At 57.3% G+C, this 17,489-nt stretch carries 13 protein-coding genes; 7 read left to right on the plus strand and 6 right to left on the minus strand.

Features of this window, described 5'->3' with window-relative positions; all coding sequences use genetic code 11:
* The first annotated feature begins 50 nt into the window (after positions 1 to 50).
* The gene (locus P9L99_09715; GenBank protein MDP8223624.1) at positions 51 to 734 is read left to right on the plus strand and encodes a PilZ domain-containing protein; all 684 of its coding nucleotides are present in this window, start codon (positions 51 to 53) and stop codon (positions 732 to 734) included.
* A 142-nt stretch (positions 735 to 876) separates the two neighbouring features.
* Positions 877 to 1,908 (plus strand): endonuclease/exonuclease/phosphatase family protein, encoded by a 1,032-nt coding sequence (locus tag P9L99_09720; GenBank protein MDP8223625.1) that lies wholly within the window; start codon positions 877 to 879, stop codon positions 1,906 to 1,908.
* Here the strand turns inward: P9L99_09720 and P9L99_09725 are convergent.
* On the minus strand, positions 1,905 to 2,777 hold the full coding sequence (locus tag P9L99_09725) for a tetratricopeptide repeat protein (protein ID MDP8223626.1): 873 nt from the start codon (positions 2,775 to 2,777) through the stop codon (positions 1,905 to 1,907). The two genes, P9L99_09720 and P9L99_09725, sit on opposite strands and share 4 nt — an antisense overlap.
* A gap of 116 nt (positions 2,778 to 2,893) precedes the next feature.
* Here P9L99_09725 and P9L99_09730 point away from each other — a divergent pair, with 116 nt between their 5' ends.
* A complete protein-coding gene (locus tag P9L99_09730) occupies positions 2,894 to 3,691 on the plus strand; it encodes a CPBP family intramembrane metalloprotease (GenBank protein MDP8223627.1) in 798 nt (265 codons plus the stop codon).
* Between the two features lie 14 nt (positions 3,692 to 3,705).
* Positions 3,706 to 4,422, plus strand: a complete 717-nt coding sequence (locus P9L99_09735; protein ID MDP8223628.1) for a CPBP family intramembrane metalloprotease — start codon at positions 3,706 to 3,708, stop codon at positions 4,420 to 4,422.
* A gap of 5 nt (positions 4,423 to 4,427) precedes the next feature.
* Here the strand turns inward: P9L99_09735 and P9L99_09740 are convergent, their stop codons facing one another.
* From P9L99_09740 to P9L99_09755, 4 genes are all read right to left on the minus strand, one after another.
* The gene (locus tag P9L99_09740; GenBank protein ID MDP8223629.1) at positions 4,428 to 5,120 is read right to left on the minus strand and encodes a hypothetical protein; all 693 of its coding nucleotides are present in this window, start codon (positions 5,118 to 5,120) and stop codon (positions 4,428 to 4,430) included.
* Between the two features lie 130 nt (positions 5,121 to 5,250).
* A complete protein-coding gene (gene gspN, locus P9L99_09745; GenBank protein MDP8223630.1) occupies positions 5,251 to 6,147 on the minus strand; it encodes a type II secretion system protein GspN in 897 nt (298 codons plus the stop codon).
* 114 nt (positions 6,148 to 6,261) lie between these two features.
* The gene (locus P9L99_09750) at positions 6,262 to 8,607 is read right to left on the minus strand and encodes a hypothetical protein (GenBank protein MDP8223631.1); all 2,346 of its coding nucleotides are present in this window, start codon (positions 8,605 to 8,607) and stop codon (positions 6,262 to 6,264) included.
* A 1-nt stretch (position 8,608) separates the two neighbouring features.
* On the minus strand, positions 8,609 to 10,831 hold the full coding sequence (locus P9L99_09755) for a hypothetical protein (protein MDP8223632.1): 2,223 nt from the start codon (positions 10,829 to 10,831) through the stop codon (positions 8,609 to 8,611).
* 429 nt (positions 10,832 to 11,260) lie between these two features.
* On the opposite strand from P9L99_09755, the gene P9L99_09760 reads away from it, so the two are divergent.
* The 3 genes from P9L99_09760 to P9L99_09770 are packed head-to-tail and all read left to right on the plus strand — an operon-like array spanning position 11,261 to position 14,061.
* On the plus strand, positions 11,261 to 11,800 hold the full coding sequence (locus P9L99_09760; protein MDP8223633.1) for an HRDC domain-containing protein: 540 nt from the start codon (positions 11,261 to 11,263) through the stop codon (positions 11,798 to 11,800).
* Between the two features lie 16 nt (positions 11,801 to 11,816).
* Positions 11,817 to 13,337, plus strand: a complete 1,521-nt coding sequence (locus P9L99_09765; GenBank protein MDP8223634.1) for a YifB family Mg chelatase-like AAA ATPase — start codon at positions 11,817 to 11,819, stop codon at positions 13,335 to 13,337.
* Positions 13,338 to 13,395: 58 nt separating this feature from the next.
* Complete coding sequence (locus tag P9L99_09770) at positions 13,396 to 14,061, plus strand: LexA family transcriptional regulator (protein ID MDP8223635.1); 666 nt, start codon at positions 13,396 to 13,398, stop codon at positions 14,059 to 14,061.
* 29 nt (positions 14,062 to 14,090) lie between these two features.
* On the opposite strand, the gene P9L99_09775 is transcribed toward P9L99_09770, so the two are convergent.
* A complete protein-coding gene (locus tag P9L99_09775) occupies positions 14,091 to 17,354 on the minus strand; it encodes a hypothetical protein (protein ID MDP8223636.1) in 3,264 nt (1,087 codons plus the stop codon).
* Positions 17,355 to 17,489 lie beyond the last annotated feature (135 nt).

Genomic DNA, 17,489 nt, shown 5'->3' on the forward strand with positions numbered 1-17,489 from the left:
ATCGCTGGCATAATCGACGCGACCCACACCGTCGAACAATGAGGTACGGCATGCCGCAGGCTGTCCAGCGAAGTGAGCCCCGCATCAACTTCCGTTTGTCCGTTTTTTTTGGGGAAAGCGAACCGGATTTGATCGGTCACGTCAAAAACATTTCGCTCTACGGCGCGGCGATTTCCTGCGCGAATCTCGTGACACCCAAAACGCGGTTGAACATGCGACTCGAGACCGATCGCGGCCCCATGAAGATGGTCGGCGAAGTTCGTTGGAGCCGGCGTTTCTCGCTGCAATTTTCCTTCGTCGATGACTGCGAGATGGGCGTGCACTTCGTCGAATCGGACCCACGCTATCCGAACTATTTTTCCGATCTGTCCGAGCAGCACGTCGAACTGCGCGCCGAGCCGCGTTTCGACAAGGTGTTCATCGTCACCATCGACAACGGAACCGAATTGCAGACGCTCAATATCAGCCGCAGCGGCATGTACGTGATGACCGCCAACTCACCGGCCTGCGGCTCGATTGTCCAAGTGCGGCTCGTGCTCCCCAACCTCAATATCACCGTCGGCATCGAAGGCGAAGTACAACACACCGTCGATGTCAGCGAGGCGTACGACCGGGGCTTGAAACCCGGTTTCGGACTCAAGTTCCTTCGCTTTCTCACCGAAACCGAAGCGCAGTTTCATGAATACGTCGATTGGTTGGCGGGGGCTCCGATTCGCGATGAAACGCCGTCGTAAACGCAACTAGCCGCGGGCGATGATTACTTTCAAACCGATGCGAAGCCGTTGTCGACCCCTCCGTGTGTTCTGGTGGCTCGCAGTGTGGGCCATTCCCATTCTATGCACTTGCGCCTGCTCTCCGGAAAGGGAGGAATCCATCGTGCGAGATCGCTTGACCGTCGTGACGTACAACATGTGGCACGGACTCAACCCGACCGGACTCATCATGTTCGAGGAGCAGGAAACGACTGCCGATCGCGATCGCCGCATGCGGGGTTTCTACCACCACGTACGCGCGTTGAATCCCGACATCATCTTTCTGCAGGAAGTGAACCCGGCGCCGGGCCTGAGCCGCCGACTTGCCGCCGATCTCGGGTATGACCACACCTTCATCGTCGATAACGCGGGCGTAAAAATCGGCGCGTTCGGGCCACCGTTCAATTTCCGCAGCGGCCAGGCCATCCTCGCCAAGCCCGATCTCCATTTGCAGGCGCTGGGCGGGACGAAGCTGTCGGGAAAATTCGGTTGGGCGGCGTGGCACAGCTCGCTGCAGTTCAGCGAGTTCCGCGACGCGGTCGCCGCGGCGGTAACCGTCAACCAGCGCCGCGTCTTGCTCATGGGGCTGCACGCGCACCACGGCCCCGAGGCAGACCGGGAGATCCAGGAAGGGCTCGACGAGTTGGAAGCCGCGGGCGTTATCGATAGTGCTCGCCGGCAGGAAATTCTCTCCAAGTTTGCGCAAGCCTCAGTGCGACGGCGCGGGGAGTTGGAGAAAGCGCTTGCCTTTGCCTCGCGCATCGGCATGGATCGCGGCCCTGTTTTGTTCGCCGGCGACTTCAACGCGTCGCCCGACAGCCCGGAGTTGATGTGGCTCAAAAACGAGCAGCAATTTGCCTCCGTCACCGCTGATGAAGATCCCGCTTCGCTGTTGATCACCTGGGATCACCGCCGCAATCTCAACACGCACTACTTCCATGATTTCGTCCCGGTTCACATCTTCGAGCCGGACGTCATGCGCGTGCTCAATCCACTGGTGGTGACGGGCAGTAAGCGAATCGATTACGTGTTCCATCGCGGTTTCGGCGAGTCATACCGGGTAGTCGAGGCCGGCCTATTCGGCGAAGAACTTTTCGAGGGACACTACGCATCCGACCACTTCGGCGTGTACGCGGTTTTCCATATCGAGGATTAACGGCAGGCGGGTTCGTATCCGCCGCGGCAGGCCCGTTCGTAGAGTTGACGCGCCTCGTTCGGCCGATCGAATGCGATCGTATCGGCCAACAATAAGCACCCGCGCATATCACCCTGTTCACACGAGCGATAGAAGAAATTGGCTGCGACCTGTGGGAGTGCGTCGCGCAGCCGCAACCCGAGACGATTGCAGCCGCGGGTGTAGCCGGCCTCACAAGCCCGCTGATACAGAACGTTGATCTTGCGATCGTCAGTGAGCGGACCGGCACCGGATTCATGAAGCATCGCCAGATTCGCGCAGGCGATCGGCTCGCCCCCTTCGCACGCCTCCAGGTACAGACAAGCAGCGCGGTCGGGGTTTTTCGGAACGCCGTTGCCCAGAGCCAGGATCACGCCCGCGTTGCTGCAGGCGATCAGCAGGCCCAGGTGGCAGGCGCGTTCGTATAGAGGCAGCGCAATCTCCGGTTCGTTTCGGTGGTGGCTGAATTCCCGCGCCTCGGCGAAGAGACACGCGGCCGAGGCATGACGTTTGTAGTAAGCGGACGCCTCTTCCCATTGACCTAAGATCTGCAGCGCATAAGCCTGGAGTCCGCAACAATCTTCGCAACCCTGTTCGCAATAACCTGCCAGCAACGGCGACCACCGCCGGGCCGCTTTTTCTTTTTTGTAAATCAGCTCGTGCACGGTTTCGTCGATCCATTGCGCGAGGCGTTTGGGGTCGGTCGGGTAGCCCACGTCGGCGGCGGCAAGAGTGGGTCCGGGAGGCGTTGGCTTGGCGCTCGCGCGGGGCGTGTGGTTGCCCGATACGTACCACCAGCCGAATGCGCCGGCGGCCACCACCACCAGCGCTAATAGAAGCAACCGTTTCATTGGTCGCATCGTAGCAGCACAACTCCCTTCCCACAATTCGCTGCGGCATGCCGATGTCTTTTGTGTTAGAAACGCAACAAATCCAGCGAACGAAACGCAGAAGGTTTCACAAAAGCATGACCACGGAAAACACCGCCCTCGACGCAGCAAAAACGTGCGGCAAAGGCCCCTTCGGCCCGTGGGCGTCGGTGGGCCTGACCCTCGGCGCGATTTTCATCATGTTCAGCGTACAATCGCTGTTAGCGATCCCGGCCATCATGGCGGGAGTCGGCGACACAGCTAGCGGCGAAAGCCTCTCGGCGGTCGATTTCACGACGGAGATGCTTAACTCGCCCCTCGGTTTGCTGACGACGGTCGTGGCGATGTTCTTTTCCATGGTGATACTCTTCGGCATTGTCGTGGCGCTGGTGCAATTGCGCGGTGGGCCGACGCTGCGGGATTACTTGGGCGCGGTGCGCGTGCGCGTTGGTGTGTACGCCCGGTGGCTCTTGATCCTGTTCGCTTACGGCTTGCTGATGCAGGTCGTTTGGACGGTCTTCGATTTGCCCTCGGAAGACTTCGTCATGGATATTGTGCGCCACACCTGGGTTCTTCCCCTAATTATTCCGGTTGTCGTCATTGCGTCGCCGATCGCCGAGGAGTCATTGTTTCGCGGTTTCCTGTACGCCGCCTTTGATCGCACGCCCGCGCAGCGTTTGGCGGTGATCGTGGTGAGCGCGGCGGTGTGGTCCGGCCTGCACGCATTCCAATACCAGTGGTACACGGTGTTGGGCATGTTCGGGATGGGTGTTGTCTTCGGTTTCGCCCGTTGGCTGAGCGGTTCGCTTTACGTGGCGATCGCGCTGCACGCCTTCTGGAACCTGGCTTCGACGATCATTGCATTGCTTATCGTGGCCGGTCTCTTGGATATGTGAAAGGGAAGGGTGCCATGTCGGACACCTCGCCGCCGGTCGAAAAGAGAGGAACCGGGCGACTTTTTCTGCGCGCCGCGTTGTGGTCCGGTTTCGCCTTCGGCGCTTGGTTCCTGGGACTCGTTGCCGTACCTGGGCTCGCGGATATTTCCGCAGCGACCGACTTCACCGACGTCATCACCTGGGAAGCCTCTCCTTTATTGGCCTTCGTTTTGGGCATGCTTGCCGTTTGCTGGGCGGCGCGGCGATGGCGGCGGGGCGGCGTCGTCGAAGTGTTGGGCGTCGTGGCCGTCAAGTGGAAGGTGGTTGTCGGCCTTTGCATCGTGACCGTGGTTGCCGTTCTATTGCACGACGTGCTGCGCTACGCCCTCGGTTTGCCGTTGCTGCCTCCGGAATACACGCGTCTTATTCAAGCCTCGAACCACCCCATCGTGTTGTCGCTGGGTTTCCTGATCGCGGCGCCGATCTTCGAGGAAGTGTACTTTCGCGGCTTTTTCATCACGGCCTTCGGCGGCACCTGCCTGCGTCCGTGGGGCGCGGCGGTTGTCGCGGCCGCAATCTGGGCGTTTGCCCACACCCAGTACGACTTGACCTACATGCCGATCATTTTCTTAGCCGGCCTTGCCTTCGCGGGAGTGCGTTTGCTCACCGGCAGCATCGTGCCGGCTGTCGTGGCCCATGCCCTCATCAACCTGATGTCATACGTACACGTGATGTTTTTTCTGGAGCGGTGAAGCGCCTAGAATCTCAACAGGCGATTCAGGTTCTTGTGCAGCCATGTTTGGCAACGCTCGAAGCCGGGATGCGCCGCCTCCGCGTCTTTGAACGCCTTGCTGTGGATGATGCGCCGATTCCCGCCGTCGCGGGGCCGAAACAGCCAGTGCAGCATTTCGTGATACACCAGATGTTCGATCACGTATTGGGGGACCCAAGGAGCATCCAGCGTTCGGTGAACGCGGATGATATTGGTTTGGGGATCATACGATCCAAGCTGAATACCGCGGCGATTGCGGCGGCGCGGCGCCTGTCGCCCCCACGTGATTTTCGCGTCACATTGGCGCTTGAAGTGCTTCTCGTTGACCCGCGTGAAAACCGCCAACAGGTCATGATGCTCGCCCTCGGTATCGAAATGCATGACTCGCGTGTGATAGGCCTCGGGCTCGTCCACGATCTCTTGATTGGCGCGGATAAACTTATCGAGCGTGGCGCGATTGCTTTTGGCCGGCCGTTTGCAAAACGAGGCGACCGTGCGCCAGATGCGCCGCCCGCCGTCGAGAAACATGACGTGCAGGCGCAAGGCCAGCCGGCCGTTGTCCCAGCGATAGCTGATCATCGTTCGACGATTCGTCGTGACGGTGATGTCGACCGGAACGCCCAGTTCCCGAACCAGGTGTTCGCGCAACGCTTCGATACTCGCGGTCCGTTTCGGCATGGGCGTTAGGCTGCCAGAAGCCAACGCGCCGGACAAGCGGCCGGGTGACGCGATTGCGCCCGGTCGGAACACGGGATTACGTTATGGAAAAGCCACGTTGAGAGGGTTTCGGTAAATCGCGCGATGAGTTTTATTCGGTACCCTTCAGAGCCAGGCGCTGATTAACCCGCTTCGTGTAGAAGCCTTCCTCGTTGGGTTCGCCCAGTGCCATCGCCACGACGCCCAGGGCATCCTCGAACTCTTCGGAAGGTTTGAACTTCACCGTTAGGTTGGCGCGGCTGGAGGTCGGCTGGCTCTGATTAATGCGAAGACTACCATCCAGCAAAAGTTCGATATGGTTGCCCTTGAGGTTGAATTCATTGACTTGAAGAGTCTGGTTTTTCAACGTCAGGCTCGCCCGGCTGGGTTCGAAGGTGAGGTCGGGGAACTTCTTGCCGACCAAATCAATATTCATGACGCGCAAGCGGTCGAAATTCAAACTTACCGTGCCGCTGTTATTGCGGCGTTGCTTCGGATGAAGACTCGCCGCCACGGCGCCGCCGATCACGCCGGCTAGGTCGAAACTGCCGAATTTGCGGGCTACTTCTTTCGTGCCGTACTTGCTCAAATTCAGGTCGACAAAATCCATCGCAACGTCGTGTATACCGCGATGGAAGCAATACGAACCGGCCACGCCGCCGTCATAGGCATATATGTCGAAATCGACCCACAGACGTCCAAGCAGCAATTGCGTTGGGCGCAACCGCACCCGGATTTCATCCATCGTGAGAAAAACCTTGCGGCGATCTTCAGCGTCGCGCACTTGCAGACCTTTGATCGACACGCCCGTGAGCCGGAAGGGGCTCATTTCCTCGATCTCAACCCGAAAATTCCCTTGGCTCTCGATTTTTTGTACTGCGTAGGAGGTAATCGCGTCGAAGGGAAAGGTTAGATACAGGAAGATCATGAACAGGGCGATAAATAGCCCCGCGAAGCCCCAGAAGGTCTTGGACTTTAGTGCTGCAAGCCAAGCGAAATGTTTGCGCATTGCCTCTCCCACGAGTTCGGCGCATTCTATCATGTTCAGCAAGAGGCCGCAAGTTGAACGAACGCAACCACCTTTGAAATCGGACACCCAATGAGGCTGATAAGTTAACTACGCTTAAGGGCCGGTGCCCAAGGTCTCGGGGAACGAACTGTAGGTTACCGCGTAATCGTTGGGAAAGATCACGTGCATCATCCCGCTTGCATCCCGCACGATGTCGACCGAGCCGCCGTCTTCAAAATAATACCAGTGCGTCACGTTGGCCGCGGTCCACGCTCCGGTAAGGTTGGTGGCAAAAACCGGGTCGTACATCGATTCCTCGAAACCGAGGCTACCGAACAAGAAAAGGCGGCCCGCGGCATTGGAGGTCATCGCCAGCCGCGTTCCGGGCGTAATCTCGTCTTCCCAGATCTTATTGCGGACCCACGAACCCGTGACGTTGGTCTCATACACAAAGCAATGGCAGTTTTCGGTGTAGACGACGTGACCCGCGCCGGCGGCGTCGACGGCAACGTAGACCCGGCCCGAAGCATATGACGCAGTTCCGAAAAGCTCCACTGCCCATGATGCTTCGCCTCGCTCGGCGCAGTGAAAGGCGGATTCAACATCGGCTTCTGCGATGAAAGCGATGTACACCTTCTCCGGTTGCCGCACATCGATAACTAGGTCGTAAATGTTCCAGTCGGTTTCGTAGGCCGTTTCGAAGGTCCATTCGCCGTCGATTCTAGTTCCATGAACAATTTGGTCGTTGTCGTCGGCGCAGACGAACGCAAGGTGGGGATCACCGTTGTCGTCCAACTTCATATGCGGGCGACCCCGCGTGGCCTCGCAAGGCTGCGGAACCGTTTCGCTTACCCACCCGGAGCCGGTGTCCACGGCGTAGCGTAATTCACCGCCCAAGGCATATTCTAGATAAAGCAGATGCAGGTTGCCGCTCGGGTCGTACTCGATGGCGTAAGGTCGGGCTTCCTCCCCCAGATACTCCCGGCTCCACGCGCCGCCGTCGCGATAGGCGATGTATCCGCCCACGTCGAACTGGGCGCTATTCATCGCCACGGCGATCTCGCCGGCGGGCGAAACGGCCAAATAGGACAACGCGATCCGCGGCCGGCGCTTTAGCATCAGTTGTTGCCATTGATCGCCGTCTTTTTCCATCACTTCCAAATACCGCGGTTCACCGCGCAGCGAACTGAAATCGAAAACCCCGGCCACTTGGATTTTCCCGTCCGCCGTCAACTCGATATCGCTGCCGTAACCGTCGTCGATGCCCTCATGCAAATGCACACGCTGCCACCCATTGGAACGGGTGGCATAGGCTAAGTTTCCGAAATAACTGTAGTAAAACACGATGTGCGGAACGCCGCCGGCGTCCACGACGATGCTTAGCCGGTTTGTCGTGTAGAGAGAGTCATGGATGAGTTCGTGCTCCCACGTGCCCGAGGCGTTGGTCGAGTAGTAGCCGTTGCCGAATTTTCCGTAGGAGTGGAAATGCGCCAGGTGGACCGATCCATCCGGTCCCAGCGCCAACGCGCAGTTGGCATCTTCATATTCGCCGGTATCCCAAACAACGTCGACCGACCACGTGCCCGACATCCGCGTCGCCAGACGGACCTCGCAATCGCGGTTTTGGGCGGCCACGTAGGACACGTGCACGGTATCGTCCGAGGCAATGGCGATACGGTGGCTGGCGATGTATTGCAGCGCGAAATCCAGTTGCTCGCTTACCCAAGACCCGGTCTCGTTGCTTAAGTGAAATAACCTGTCCGGATTGGTCAGCGAATATGCGATATGAGCGTGGCCCGCGCTGTCGACGGCCAACTGCGACAGGTCGTAGTGGTTCGTCATGGCCGACAGGGTTTCGAAACTCCAGTCACCGCCGTTCTTGGTGCCATACCGGTACACCTGATTTTGGTAGTCGAAGAGCAACAGGTGCAAAACGCCGGCGCCGTCCCGCGCCAGTTGAGGCCAGCGGGCCTGGCGATAGACGATCTCCTCGGTGACGGTATCGCCGGAAATCGTGTGGAGGAAAACATCTTCGCCGTAGGTCACGGCGACCAATGAATCGCCCGAGGGCAGGGGAATCAGCGTGAGCGCCTCGGCGTGGTCGAATTCGCCACCCCAAACACGCTCCTCCAGCGTCTCAACGGTGTCGTTGTCGTCGTTATTGTCGTCATTGTCGTCATTATCGTCATTGTTGTCGTCATTGTTATTGTCGTCATCGTCATTGTTATCGTCGTTGTCGTCATTGTTATCGTCGTCATTGTCATTGTTATCGTCATCATCATCGTCATCATCATCGTCATCGTCATCGTCGGTAGGCGCCGGGCTCCCGTCGTCGTCGGTGCTCGTATCGTCGTCGTCCGCGGGCGACACGTCGTTGTCGTCATCGTCGTCGTCGGGCGGGCAGGCCGTCACGGCGACAAGTACGAAGCATAGAAAAAGAACTAAAAACAACGAGCGCATTTTAGTTTCTCCCACAGTTGGGCGGATCGAGAATCGCGCGCCACAGCCCGTAGCCCGCGCGATACGCGATATGAATTGTCCCATCCGGCAAAAAGATAGGCGGTGCCGCTTCGGAAACCGATCCGTAGTCCAATTCGGTAAATTGCCAGGAGCCACAAGCGTCCGTGCCGTAGGCGAGTTGCGTCGGCCCGTTCCGCCACGTAAAGACGAGGTGGTGCGCATCGGCTTCGTCGATCAGCAACCAAGCCGCCGAGATCTCGCCGTCGAAAATCTTGCTCGTTTCCCACGCGCCGTTGTCGAACACCGCCAAATAGGCATCGATTTGCGAACTGGATTCGACGCGACTGTATACGAAGTGCGGATTTTCGTTGGAGTCCAGCGCCAAGCCCATCGTGCAATAAGCGCCTTGCGCTCCGTCCGCGTCGACGGAGTCGATCGTCCACTGCGAACCGACCCGCCGCGCGCAGCGAATCTCTTCCGTTTGGTCGATGGCATAACAGACAACAAGACCGTCCTGGCTGTCGATCACCAGCGGTGCCATGTAGTAGTCAATGTCGTCAGGCTCCGGTACCAGGCGATGGCGCCAAGGATTGCCCTGTCGCTCCGTCACCCAGAGCTTTCCCTCAATCACGGTTGAAAGGGCAGGCACTTCCGCGGACGAAACGTCAAAACCCATTGGCCAGAAAAGCCCGAAAGACTCCGTGTCCCAAGTGTCGACGTCTTCGCGTGCATATACGCCGCGGGCCAAAAACGAGTCCAACCCGACCATGTGCGTCACGCCGCTCGAATTCGTCTTGAAACTCGCGGAAATCAGATCCGGGAAGTAACCGAAACCGTGAAGCACCCATTGGTCGCCTTCGTGTATGAGAAACCTCCAACCGAGATTAGACATATCAAAGGCCAGCCGCACGTTACCGCTCGGATCGAAGCCTTGAGTCAAAGGCCCGTGAGCCGTTCGTTCGTCAAACACTTCCAGATCCGTCCACGTACTGTCTTGCTCGTAAGCGTAATAAACGACGTCCTCGATGGGTTGGACGAACGACAGATGCCACGAACCCTGGGAATCCAGCGCCGCCTCGCCGAATACGTACACGCCGTGGCGCAAGGGGGTCTCAAACCATTCGCCGGCTTCCTTCGTAATGATTCGAAGATCGCCTTCGAAAGAATAGTGGTACGTCAAAATGTACGGCGTGCCGTTCTGGTACCAAAGACCCTTGGTTTCGCCTTGGCCGAACGGAACCGCTTCCCACGTCCATGGCCCGCCGTCTCGTACTCCGTAGAATCGGCCGACCTCAGTCTCGACGTAGCTTGTGTGAAGCTTTCCTTCGGCGTCATATTTCAAGTGACCCCAGGAGCCGTCTTCGACGATCGTCGCTTTCGCCCACGAACCGCTTTCGTCCGTGGCCCACCAACATCGTTCGTGATATTCGTCGTCGTACCAGGGTTCGTTGAAAACCATGCTCACGGCGCCGTCGTTCGCCGTTGCGACGCGGCAATTAAGAGAACCGGGCGCGAAAGGCGTTTCGAATTCATGCACGACTTCGGAGGTCCAAGTTCCTCCGGCGTTGGTGAAGTACCTAAGTTCGACACCGGTTTCGGACGTGCAAAAGTGGAGGGCGCCGTCGCCGTCGATGACGAATTTGAGGCTTTCATCGGCGTCGGCCAGGGGCGTTGCCTCGGATTGCCATCCGGAATCGGTTTTCCATAGGTGGCGCAGTTCGTTGGCCGGATGGGATCGAAACAGTACGTGGGGCATGCCGTCGGGGCCGGTCTCAACGGAGATGATGTGGCCGTGATCGCCGATCTGTTCACGGCTGATCGTCTTCCCATCCACCGTGTACAGCCACGAAAGCAGCGCGGCGTCGACCGGGACGAATACCGTTCCATCCGGGCCGAGTGCGATATCACCCGAACTGCCCAAACCGCCGCCGAGATACTCCTGCAAGGTCACATGCGCAACGGTGTCGTCGTCATCATCGTCATCGTCGTCATCATTGTCATCGTCGTCGTCATTATCGTCATCGTTGTCGTCATCGTCGTCGTCATTGTTGTCGTCGTTATCGTCGTCATCATCATCGTCGTCAACGATACTGGTATCGTCATCGGCGGGAGAGACGTCGTCGTCATCATCGTCGGGCGGGCAGGCGGTCGTGAGCGCTAAAATCAGAACCGTGGTTACGAGAAATACGAAGAGCTTCTTCGGGAAACCGTGACCGTGTGGCATCAACTCAACTCCAGCATCGGGCGAGGTTCGGGACGTTGCCGCAACTCGGATGAAAAGCCCACGCGTGAATAACTATGATACAAATCCATTAATACTGCAAAAAGTATACCGCGTGCTTCGGTAGGGTTTTTCCGTAAAAAAACGTATTTTCGCGCTAAAATGCCGCATTTCGGCCCCGGTTGGCCGCAAACTGCCGCTGAAAAATCAGCACGACCGATAAAAAACAACGGCGCTTCCCACAGTTATGAATCGAGCGAACGCTGGTTTTCCGGAAATCGAACTCGGATTCCGGAAATCGAACGGCAAAACCCTCGCACCCTAATCGAGAATTACGATAATACGTAATAATATCAACAATATATCTTCACAACAGGCTCTTGGCACACCCCTTGCGATTTACCGGTGACGAATCCACCTAGAGGAGATGCCATGCAAGTCAAAGTGCTGGCCGTGCCTTTTGATCCACAAAACCAGCAATTCGACAATTCGGAGGTCGAAACACTGGGGCGGGAATGCGAAATCCTGAATCAAAACCACCACTTCTTCGCCGTCAACGGGCAGGCTTATGTCGCCCTGGTCATCAGCTATCAGTCGCGGGCTGAGTCGGCGGCCCGGCCGCACGGGAAAGCGAAACCGCCTCCGGCCGCGCACACTTCCGCCAAAGCCGAGCCACCGCCGCGGGCGGACAACGGCGGCGCGAAAAAAACGGCGTATCAACCGACCGAATTATCACCCGCGGAAATGGAAGTTTTCGAATCGCTGCGCCGGTGGCGGCTCGATCGCGCCCGGGAAATGGATGTTAAGCCGTATCACATTTGCTCCAATCGCGAGTTGGAAGAGATTATCCGCCACCGCCCGCAACACACCGACCAACTCGCCGTCATTCGGGGCATGAGCAGCGCCAAAATCGAGGCGCATGGCGCGGCGCTGCTCGCCGAACTGAAAAAACACGCAGCCCGGGGTCGTTGAGGGCGGGGGGTGGGGAATGTTGGGCAAAGTAATCTCTGGTGCGACTGTCGGCGTCGAGGCGTTCACCATCGAAGTGGAAGTGCACGCCGGTCGGGGGTTGCCGAATTTGCAGATCGTCGGCTTGCCCGACGGCGTGGTGCGCGAAAGCGTGCAACGCGTGCGCTCGGCGCTCACCAACAGCGGTTTTTCCTGTTTGCGCAACCGCACGACGGTCAACCTCGCGCCGGCTGAATTACGCAAAGAGGGCGCGGCGCTGGATCTGCCCATTGCCGTGAGCCTGATGCAAGCCTACGGCCTCATCCCCGCGCTTCGCACCCGCGCCCACGGCCTACTGGGCGAACTGGGCCTCGACGGTTCGATCAAACCCGTACGCGGCGCGTTGGTGATCGCGGCCCATTTGCACGACGAAGGTTGTGAGGGGTTGCTGTTGCCCGAGGCCAACGTCAAAGAGGCGGCGGCCGTCGAAGGGCTGGAAGTTCGCGGTTTCAAGCACATGACCGAGGTCGTCGCCTGGCTGCGCGGCGAGGTAAGCGTGGACCCTGCACCGCGCACCCCCGTGATGCAGATGATGCCCCAGGTCGAGGGTGTCGACCTGGCCGATGTGTGCGGCCAGAATCACGCGAAACGCGCGCTGGAAATCACCGCGGCCGGCGGTCACAACCTACTGCTCATCGGCCCGCCCGGTTCCGGCAAAACCATGCTTGCCCGCCGTCTGCCCACGTTGATGCCGCCGTTGTCGATGCCCGAACTGATGGAAACCAGCAAAATCTACAGCGTCATCGGCAAGTTGAACGGCGCCGGGTTGCTGGCCGCCAGACCCTTTTGCAACCCGCATCACGGGGCCAGCGACGCGGGCCTGATCGGCGGCGGGCCGATTCCGCGACCGGGGCAGGTGAGCCTGGCGCACAACGGAGTTTTGTTTCTCGATGAACTGCCCGAATTCAAGCGTTCGGTACTCGAAATGTTGCGCCAGCCCCTCGAGGACGGCCACGTCACCATCAGCCGGGCGACGGTCACCACGAAATATCCGGCGCGTTTCATCCTGGTGGCGGCGATGAATCCATGCCCCTGCGGCTATCTCGGTGACATCACCCGCCATTGCACCTGCACGCCCCACGCCATCAGCCGCTACCGGCAGAAGATCAGCGGCCCGCTGCTCGACCGCATCGACATGCACGTTGACGTGCCCGCGGTGCCGTATCGCGAGATGCGCGCGGGCGGCGGTGAAAACTCGGCGACGGTCCGCGAACGCGTCGCACAGGCGCGAAGTTTTGCCGGGCGTCGTTTCGCCGGCACGCCCGTTTTGTCAAACGCCGACATGACCAGCCGCATGACGTGGCGTTACGCCGAGCCCGAAGCGGAAGGGCACCGGCTGCTGGAAACCCTACACGATCGCCTCGGGCTCTCGGCCCGGGGGTTGGTTCGCGTGTTGAAAGTGGCGCGGACCATCGCGGACCTCGAACAAAGCGAAACGGTGCGAGTCGCCCACATCGCCGAGGCCGTGCAGTACCGCACGCTGGATCGCCCGGTGAGCTAGGACGCTCGCGCGCTGAGATCGGCAACGAGACAGGAATCGCAATATAGGAGGACGAACCATGGACCGCGAATTCATCGACCGTATGCAGGCTTTAGTAAACGATCATGCCGGTGGCGTCTACACGCGCTTTGCGCGGCAAATCAGTGTGTCGGCGACCACCATGCAACGATATCTCGAAGGTCGCGCCGTGCCCGGCTACAACATCCTGCGCGGCATATGCGACGCTTGCGGCGTGACGCCGAATTGGTTGCTTCTCGGCTGGGAACCGCGCTACCGAAACGGGGGCACTGTCGGTGCGGAAACGATTCACATTGTCTCCCCGGGCGATACCGAGGCCGTCTCCGCCGCGGATTTTCAGGTCGTGCCGATCGTCAACCACCATGCGTGGGACGAGGGGGCCGATACGGCGATCAATCCGCAAACCGTCACCGGTTGCGTTATCTTGCGTTTTGCCGTCGACCGTCGCTTGTTCGGCGTGCGGGCCGAAGATGATTCCATGAGGCCGGAAATCGAGCCCGAGGATTTGCTGGTGATCGATCCCGGCATGCGTGATCCCGCTGCGCTGGAAAACCGCCTAACTTTGGCGCACACCGAAAACGGCGTGACGGTTCGGCGCTTGGTCAACGGCATTCTGTACAGCAACAACCCGCGCTTTTTCCCGCCGGAAAGGGCGTCCAAAACCAAACTATTGGGCGCTGTATCGCAGGTCCGCCGCGATTCTTGATCGGCGACGGTGAGGGGGCGCTGCGGCTATTACTCGCCCTCTGAATACCCCAACCCAAGCGATCCCGGATCCACGCAGTAGTTGATGACCCGGAAATGCGCCTGGCCGTCCACTTCCTTAAAATAGCGCCCTGGGAAGTCGGGACCGCCTTCCACGCACATATCGGGGAAAGTATCCAGCTCCTCCTGGGTACACTCCTCGTAATCGCCGTAAATGTAAGTGAACAGACCCCACTCGTATTTCCACTTGGTTAAGGATTCTGGGGGGATGTCCCCGACCATCCCAGAAATAGCAAAAGAATTACCGGTGGTCGTGGTGGAAACATCGGTAAAGGATCGTCCGCCTTCGATGGTCGCGGAGGCTTCCAGGAACGGCCCACCGATTGCGAAGCTCTGCGATACAGATCCGGAGTTTGTCGTGCGTTTCCCTGCCGTTGTCGAATCGCTAAAAATGATATCGGCCTGCGTGACACCATATGTCTGTGCCACAGTTATCATTTCTGATTCGAATCCCGAATTGCTTACGTCAGCCATAACTATTTCCTTGTCCTCAATCGTCGGGTAAGTGGACGGATCGCCGGGCGTATGCATAAAAATATCCGCCGGTATTTCGAAATCCGAATCGGCAATAAATTGGTTGTAGTAATCGATGGTCCAGAAATAGTTCTTCTTGCCGGACCAGATATCTATGGACATTTCGGTGCCTATAACGTCATTATTCGGGTGCGAAAGAATATCGTAGTAATAGGATTGCCAGACGAACCCGTCGAAAAGGACGTAATTGTCGAGACATCCTTCGGGTCGACAACCGCCTTTCCGCGAGATGCCGTACGTAACGGATGTATTCGAGCCGTTGATTTCGGCCCATTCGTGGCTATATGAATACTCCTGTGTCGATTTGAACAACGTTTTACCGAAAACGTTGACGCCAGACGTTATCGAGATCGAACCGCCAACCGACCAAGCGGTTTCATTTTCCGAACCGCCGCCCGCTACAAATTCTGATCCGTAACCGGTAAAACTTACGTCGGATCGCTGACCGATTCCATTCTTCACGGGCGGTCCGGCCAATACGATGCGCACGATCGGCTCGGTGATGTGCTCCTCAACTCTACCGTTAAACCGGACTTTGATTGAATCGCCGTCAAAGTCGCCGGCGACGACAAAGGGCTGTTTGCACATATGAAGAATTCCGGAACCAAGGCTCACCCCATCAGTGGTTTCCCTGAGCACGCCTTCTTCGGTTACATTATACTGTTCCACAGTTTCATTTTGCCGATAAGGACAAAATAAACTAATAGGGGCATAGTGGCCTTTTATCAGATATACTTCATCACTGTTATCGCCATCGGAATCTACTGACGAAATCGCAGACACACCTCTCCAAAGTTGCCAAACGGCAGCAATATCCTCTGAACATTCAGCGGTGACTTTCTGATCCTTTATGTCATTGTCGTTTGATATACCATTGAGGTTTTCAAGATACATCAGAGCTCCGACGGCAGCACCAAATATATAGTTGTCATCAAAATACTCCCAGCGAATCATAAGCTCGTCGTACCCGTCAATAATCTGCCCTTGCTCTGTTTTTTTAAAGTGGCCGGCGACGGCTTGAACGGTCTTGAATCGTAGATTTGTGTCCCACGTATTGAACCCGGCTTCTGCGCAATTATGATGCCTTTCGCTGAAGGCCCAAACATCATCGTCCTCGCCATAGGGAGAAGTAGGCAAATTTAAGACTTCTGTTTCGACCAGCCTGAGAGCGTTAGCGCCGCCCATCTGATAGGCAGCCAAAAACAAGTCCTCTTCCGTGCCGTGATAGCTGGGGAAAGGACTTGAATCCCAAACGATTACAATTTCGTCGAGTTGATTTGCGTGCCTGATATCGCTTTCGGGGTCGTGAAAGCCCCGGTTTGTATTTGCGGCGAGGAGATCATACTCCCAAGCCCAGGAAAGGGGCGTGTCTACAGTGGTGTTACCGAATTCAGTGCGAACGCCATCAATGAAGGATACTTCCGTCCTATCAAAGTGGTACGTGTTTAGTGCTGTGATGCCCTCGTAGTACTCGCCGTCGGCAGATATAAGACTGCTGATAACAAGGGCCAACTCTTTTCGTTCCTTCCCGTCGGTGTCGAAAAAGTTGCCGACAGCAATTTGTAAATATGAAAATTGTTGGTACGCGTTATATCCTTCGTCGAGATGGCTATTTGACTGAACATAATGGTCAGCGGCTTCCGGGTCGTGCTCGATCAACACGAGCTGCCAAGCATTATCGCAACGGTCGTTGCAAACGCATTCAGAATCTTTATTCCAAATTATTGAAACGACGACTTCATCGATACCGTCACCGTCGACGTCGCCGGTGTCCATGTCCAGCATTCGAAGAGAGAGATAACCCGTTGGAGCGCTTATAGTAACGAGGCCTTCAAGGTCAAATCCGTAACCTGTCGCAAATGCGAGAACAACCTCGTCGACCGGAGAGGATTGTCCCGTAGCAGCCCAGATTAGCTCATCTTCCCCGTCGCCGTCCGTGTCTCCAGCCTTGGCGCCCCAGATGTCGTTAGAAAACAGTAGCCCAGGGAAGTACGTTAACTCTTCGTACGGAATATGTTCGGTTCCGGACCAATCCTCGGACGCTGGGAAACCTGTCGTCGCGTCGTCGATAACGTAATAGTCATATTCCGCTGCGAAACTAAAAAATGCGAGTTCCTCCATTCGAAGGAAGGTATCGGTGAACGAGGTCTCGTCCTCGCCGGGCGCGCGCTTGTATGCTGGAATCTGGGACAAGGGGTGAGAGGTAGCCAACTCATTCGTGTAGTCGGGCGAGTCTCCCGGATTGTAGTTGTCGTACACGCATTCATAAGAATCGCCGTCCGGCACGCAGGTAGTTTCGGGGCCGAATTCGGCCTTGCAAGGGTCAACGGTGGAATCACACAAGTAACCTTGCGAGAGGTCGGAGTCTTCCGTGCAAAATTCATCACCGTTACACAGGTCCGCGTCGTCCGAACAGCGCCGATTTTCCGCATCGAATTCGTGAACGCACACATTGAGATTATCATCACATAGTTCGAGACCGTTGCATGAAAGGCCGTCGTCGGGACAGTCGTCATTGGATTCACATTCCAACGCCGGGGTGTCGTCATCGTCATTGTCATCGCTCACGGCGTCATCGTCCACGGAATTATCGTCGTCCGCGGAGGAATCGGAGCCGCCGTCGGATCCGTTACAGGAAAGAATAAAGAAGGAGAACACGAATATAGCGATTAGCATTGCGATAACATGAGTAGATTTCATGATTGCTCCACCGCGTGGAAACGGAAAAAACTAATACAAAGATTTAGGATAAGTAAACAGCTACAATAGGTGTGACACAAAGCCAAACAAAAAGAGACAGTCCAAGCACATTAAATCCGGGATTATCAGAGACTT

The sequence above is a fragment of the Candidatus Lernaella stagnicola genome (assembly GCA_030765525.1).
Taxonomy (GTDB): Bacteria; Lernaellota; Lernaellaia; order Lernaellales; family Lernaellaceae; genus Lernaella; species Lernaella stagnicola.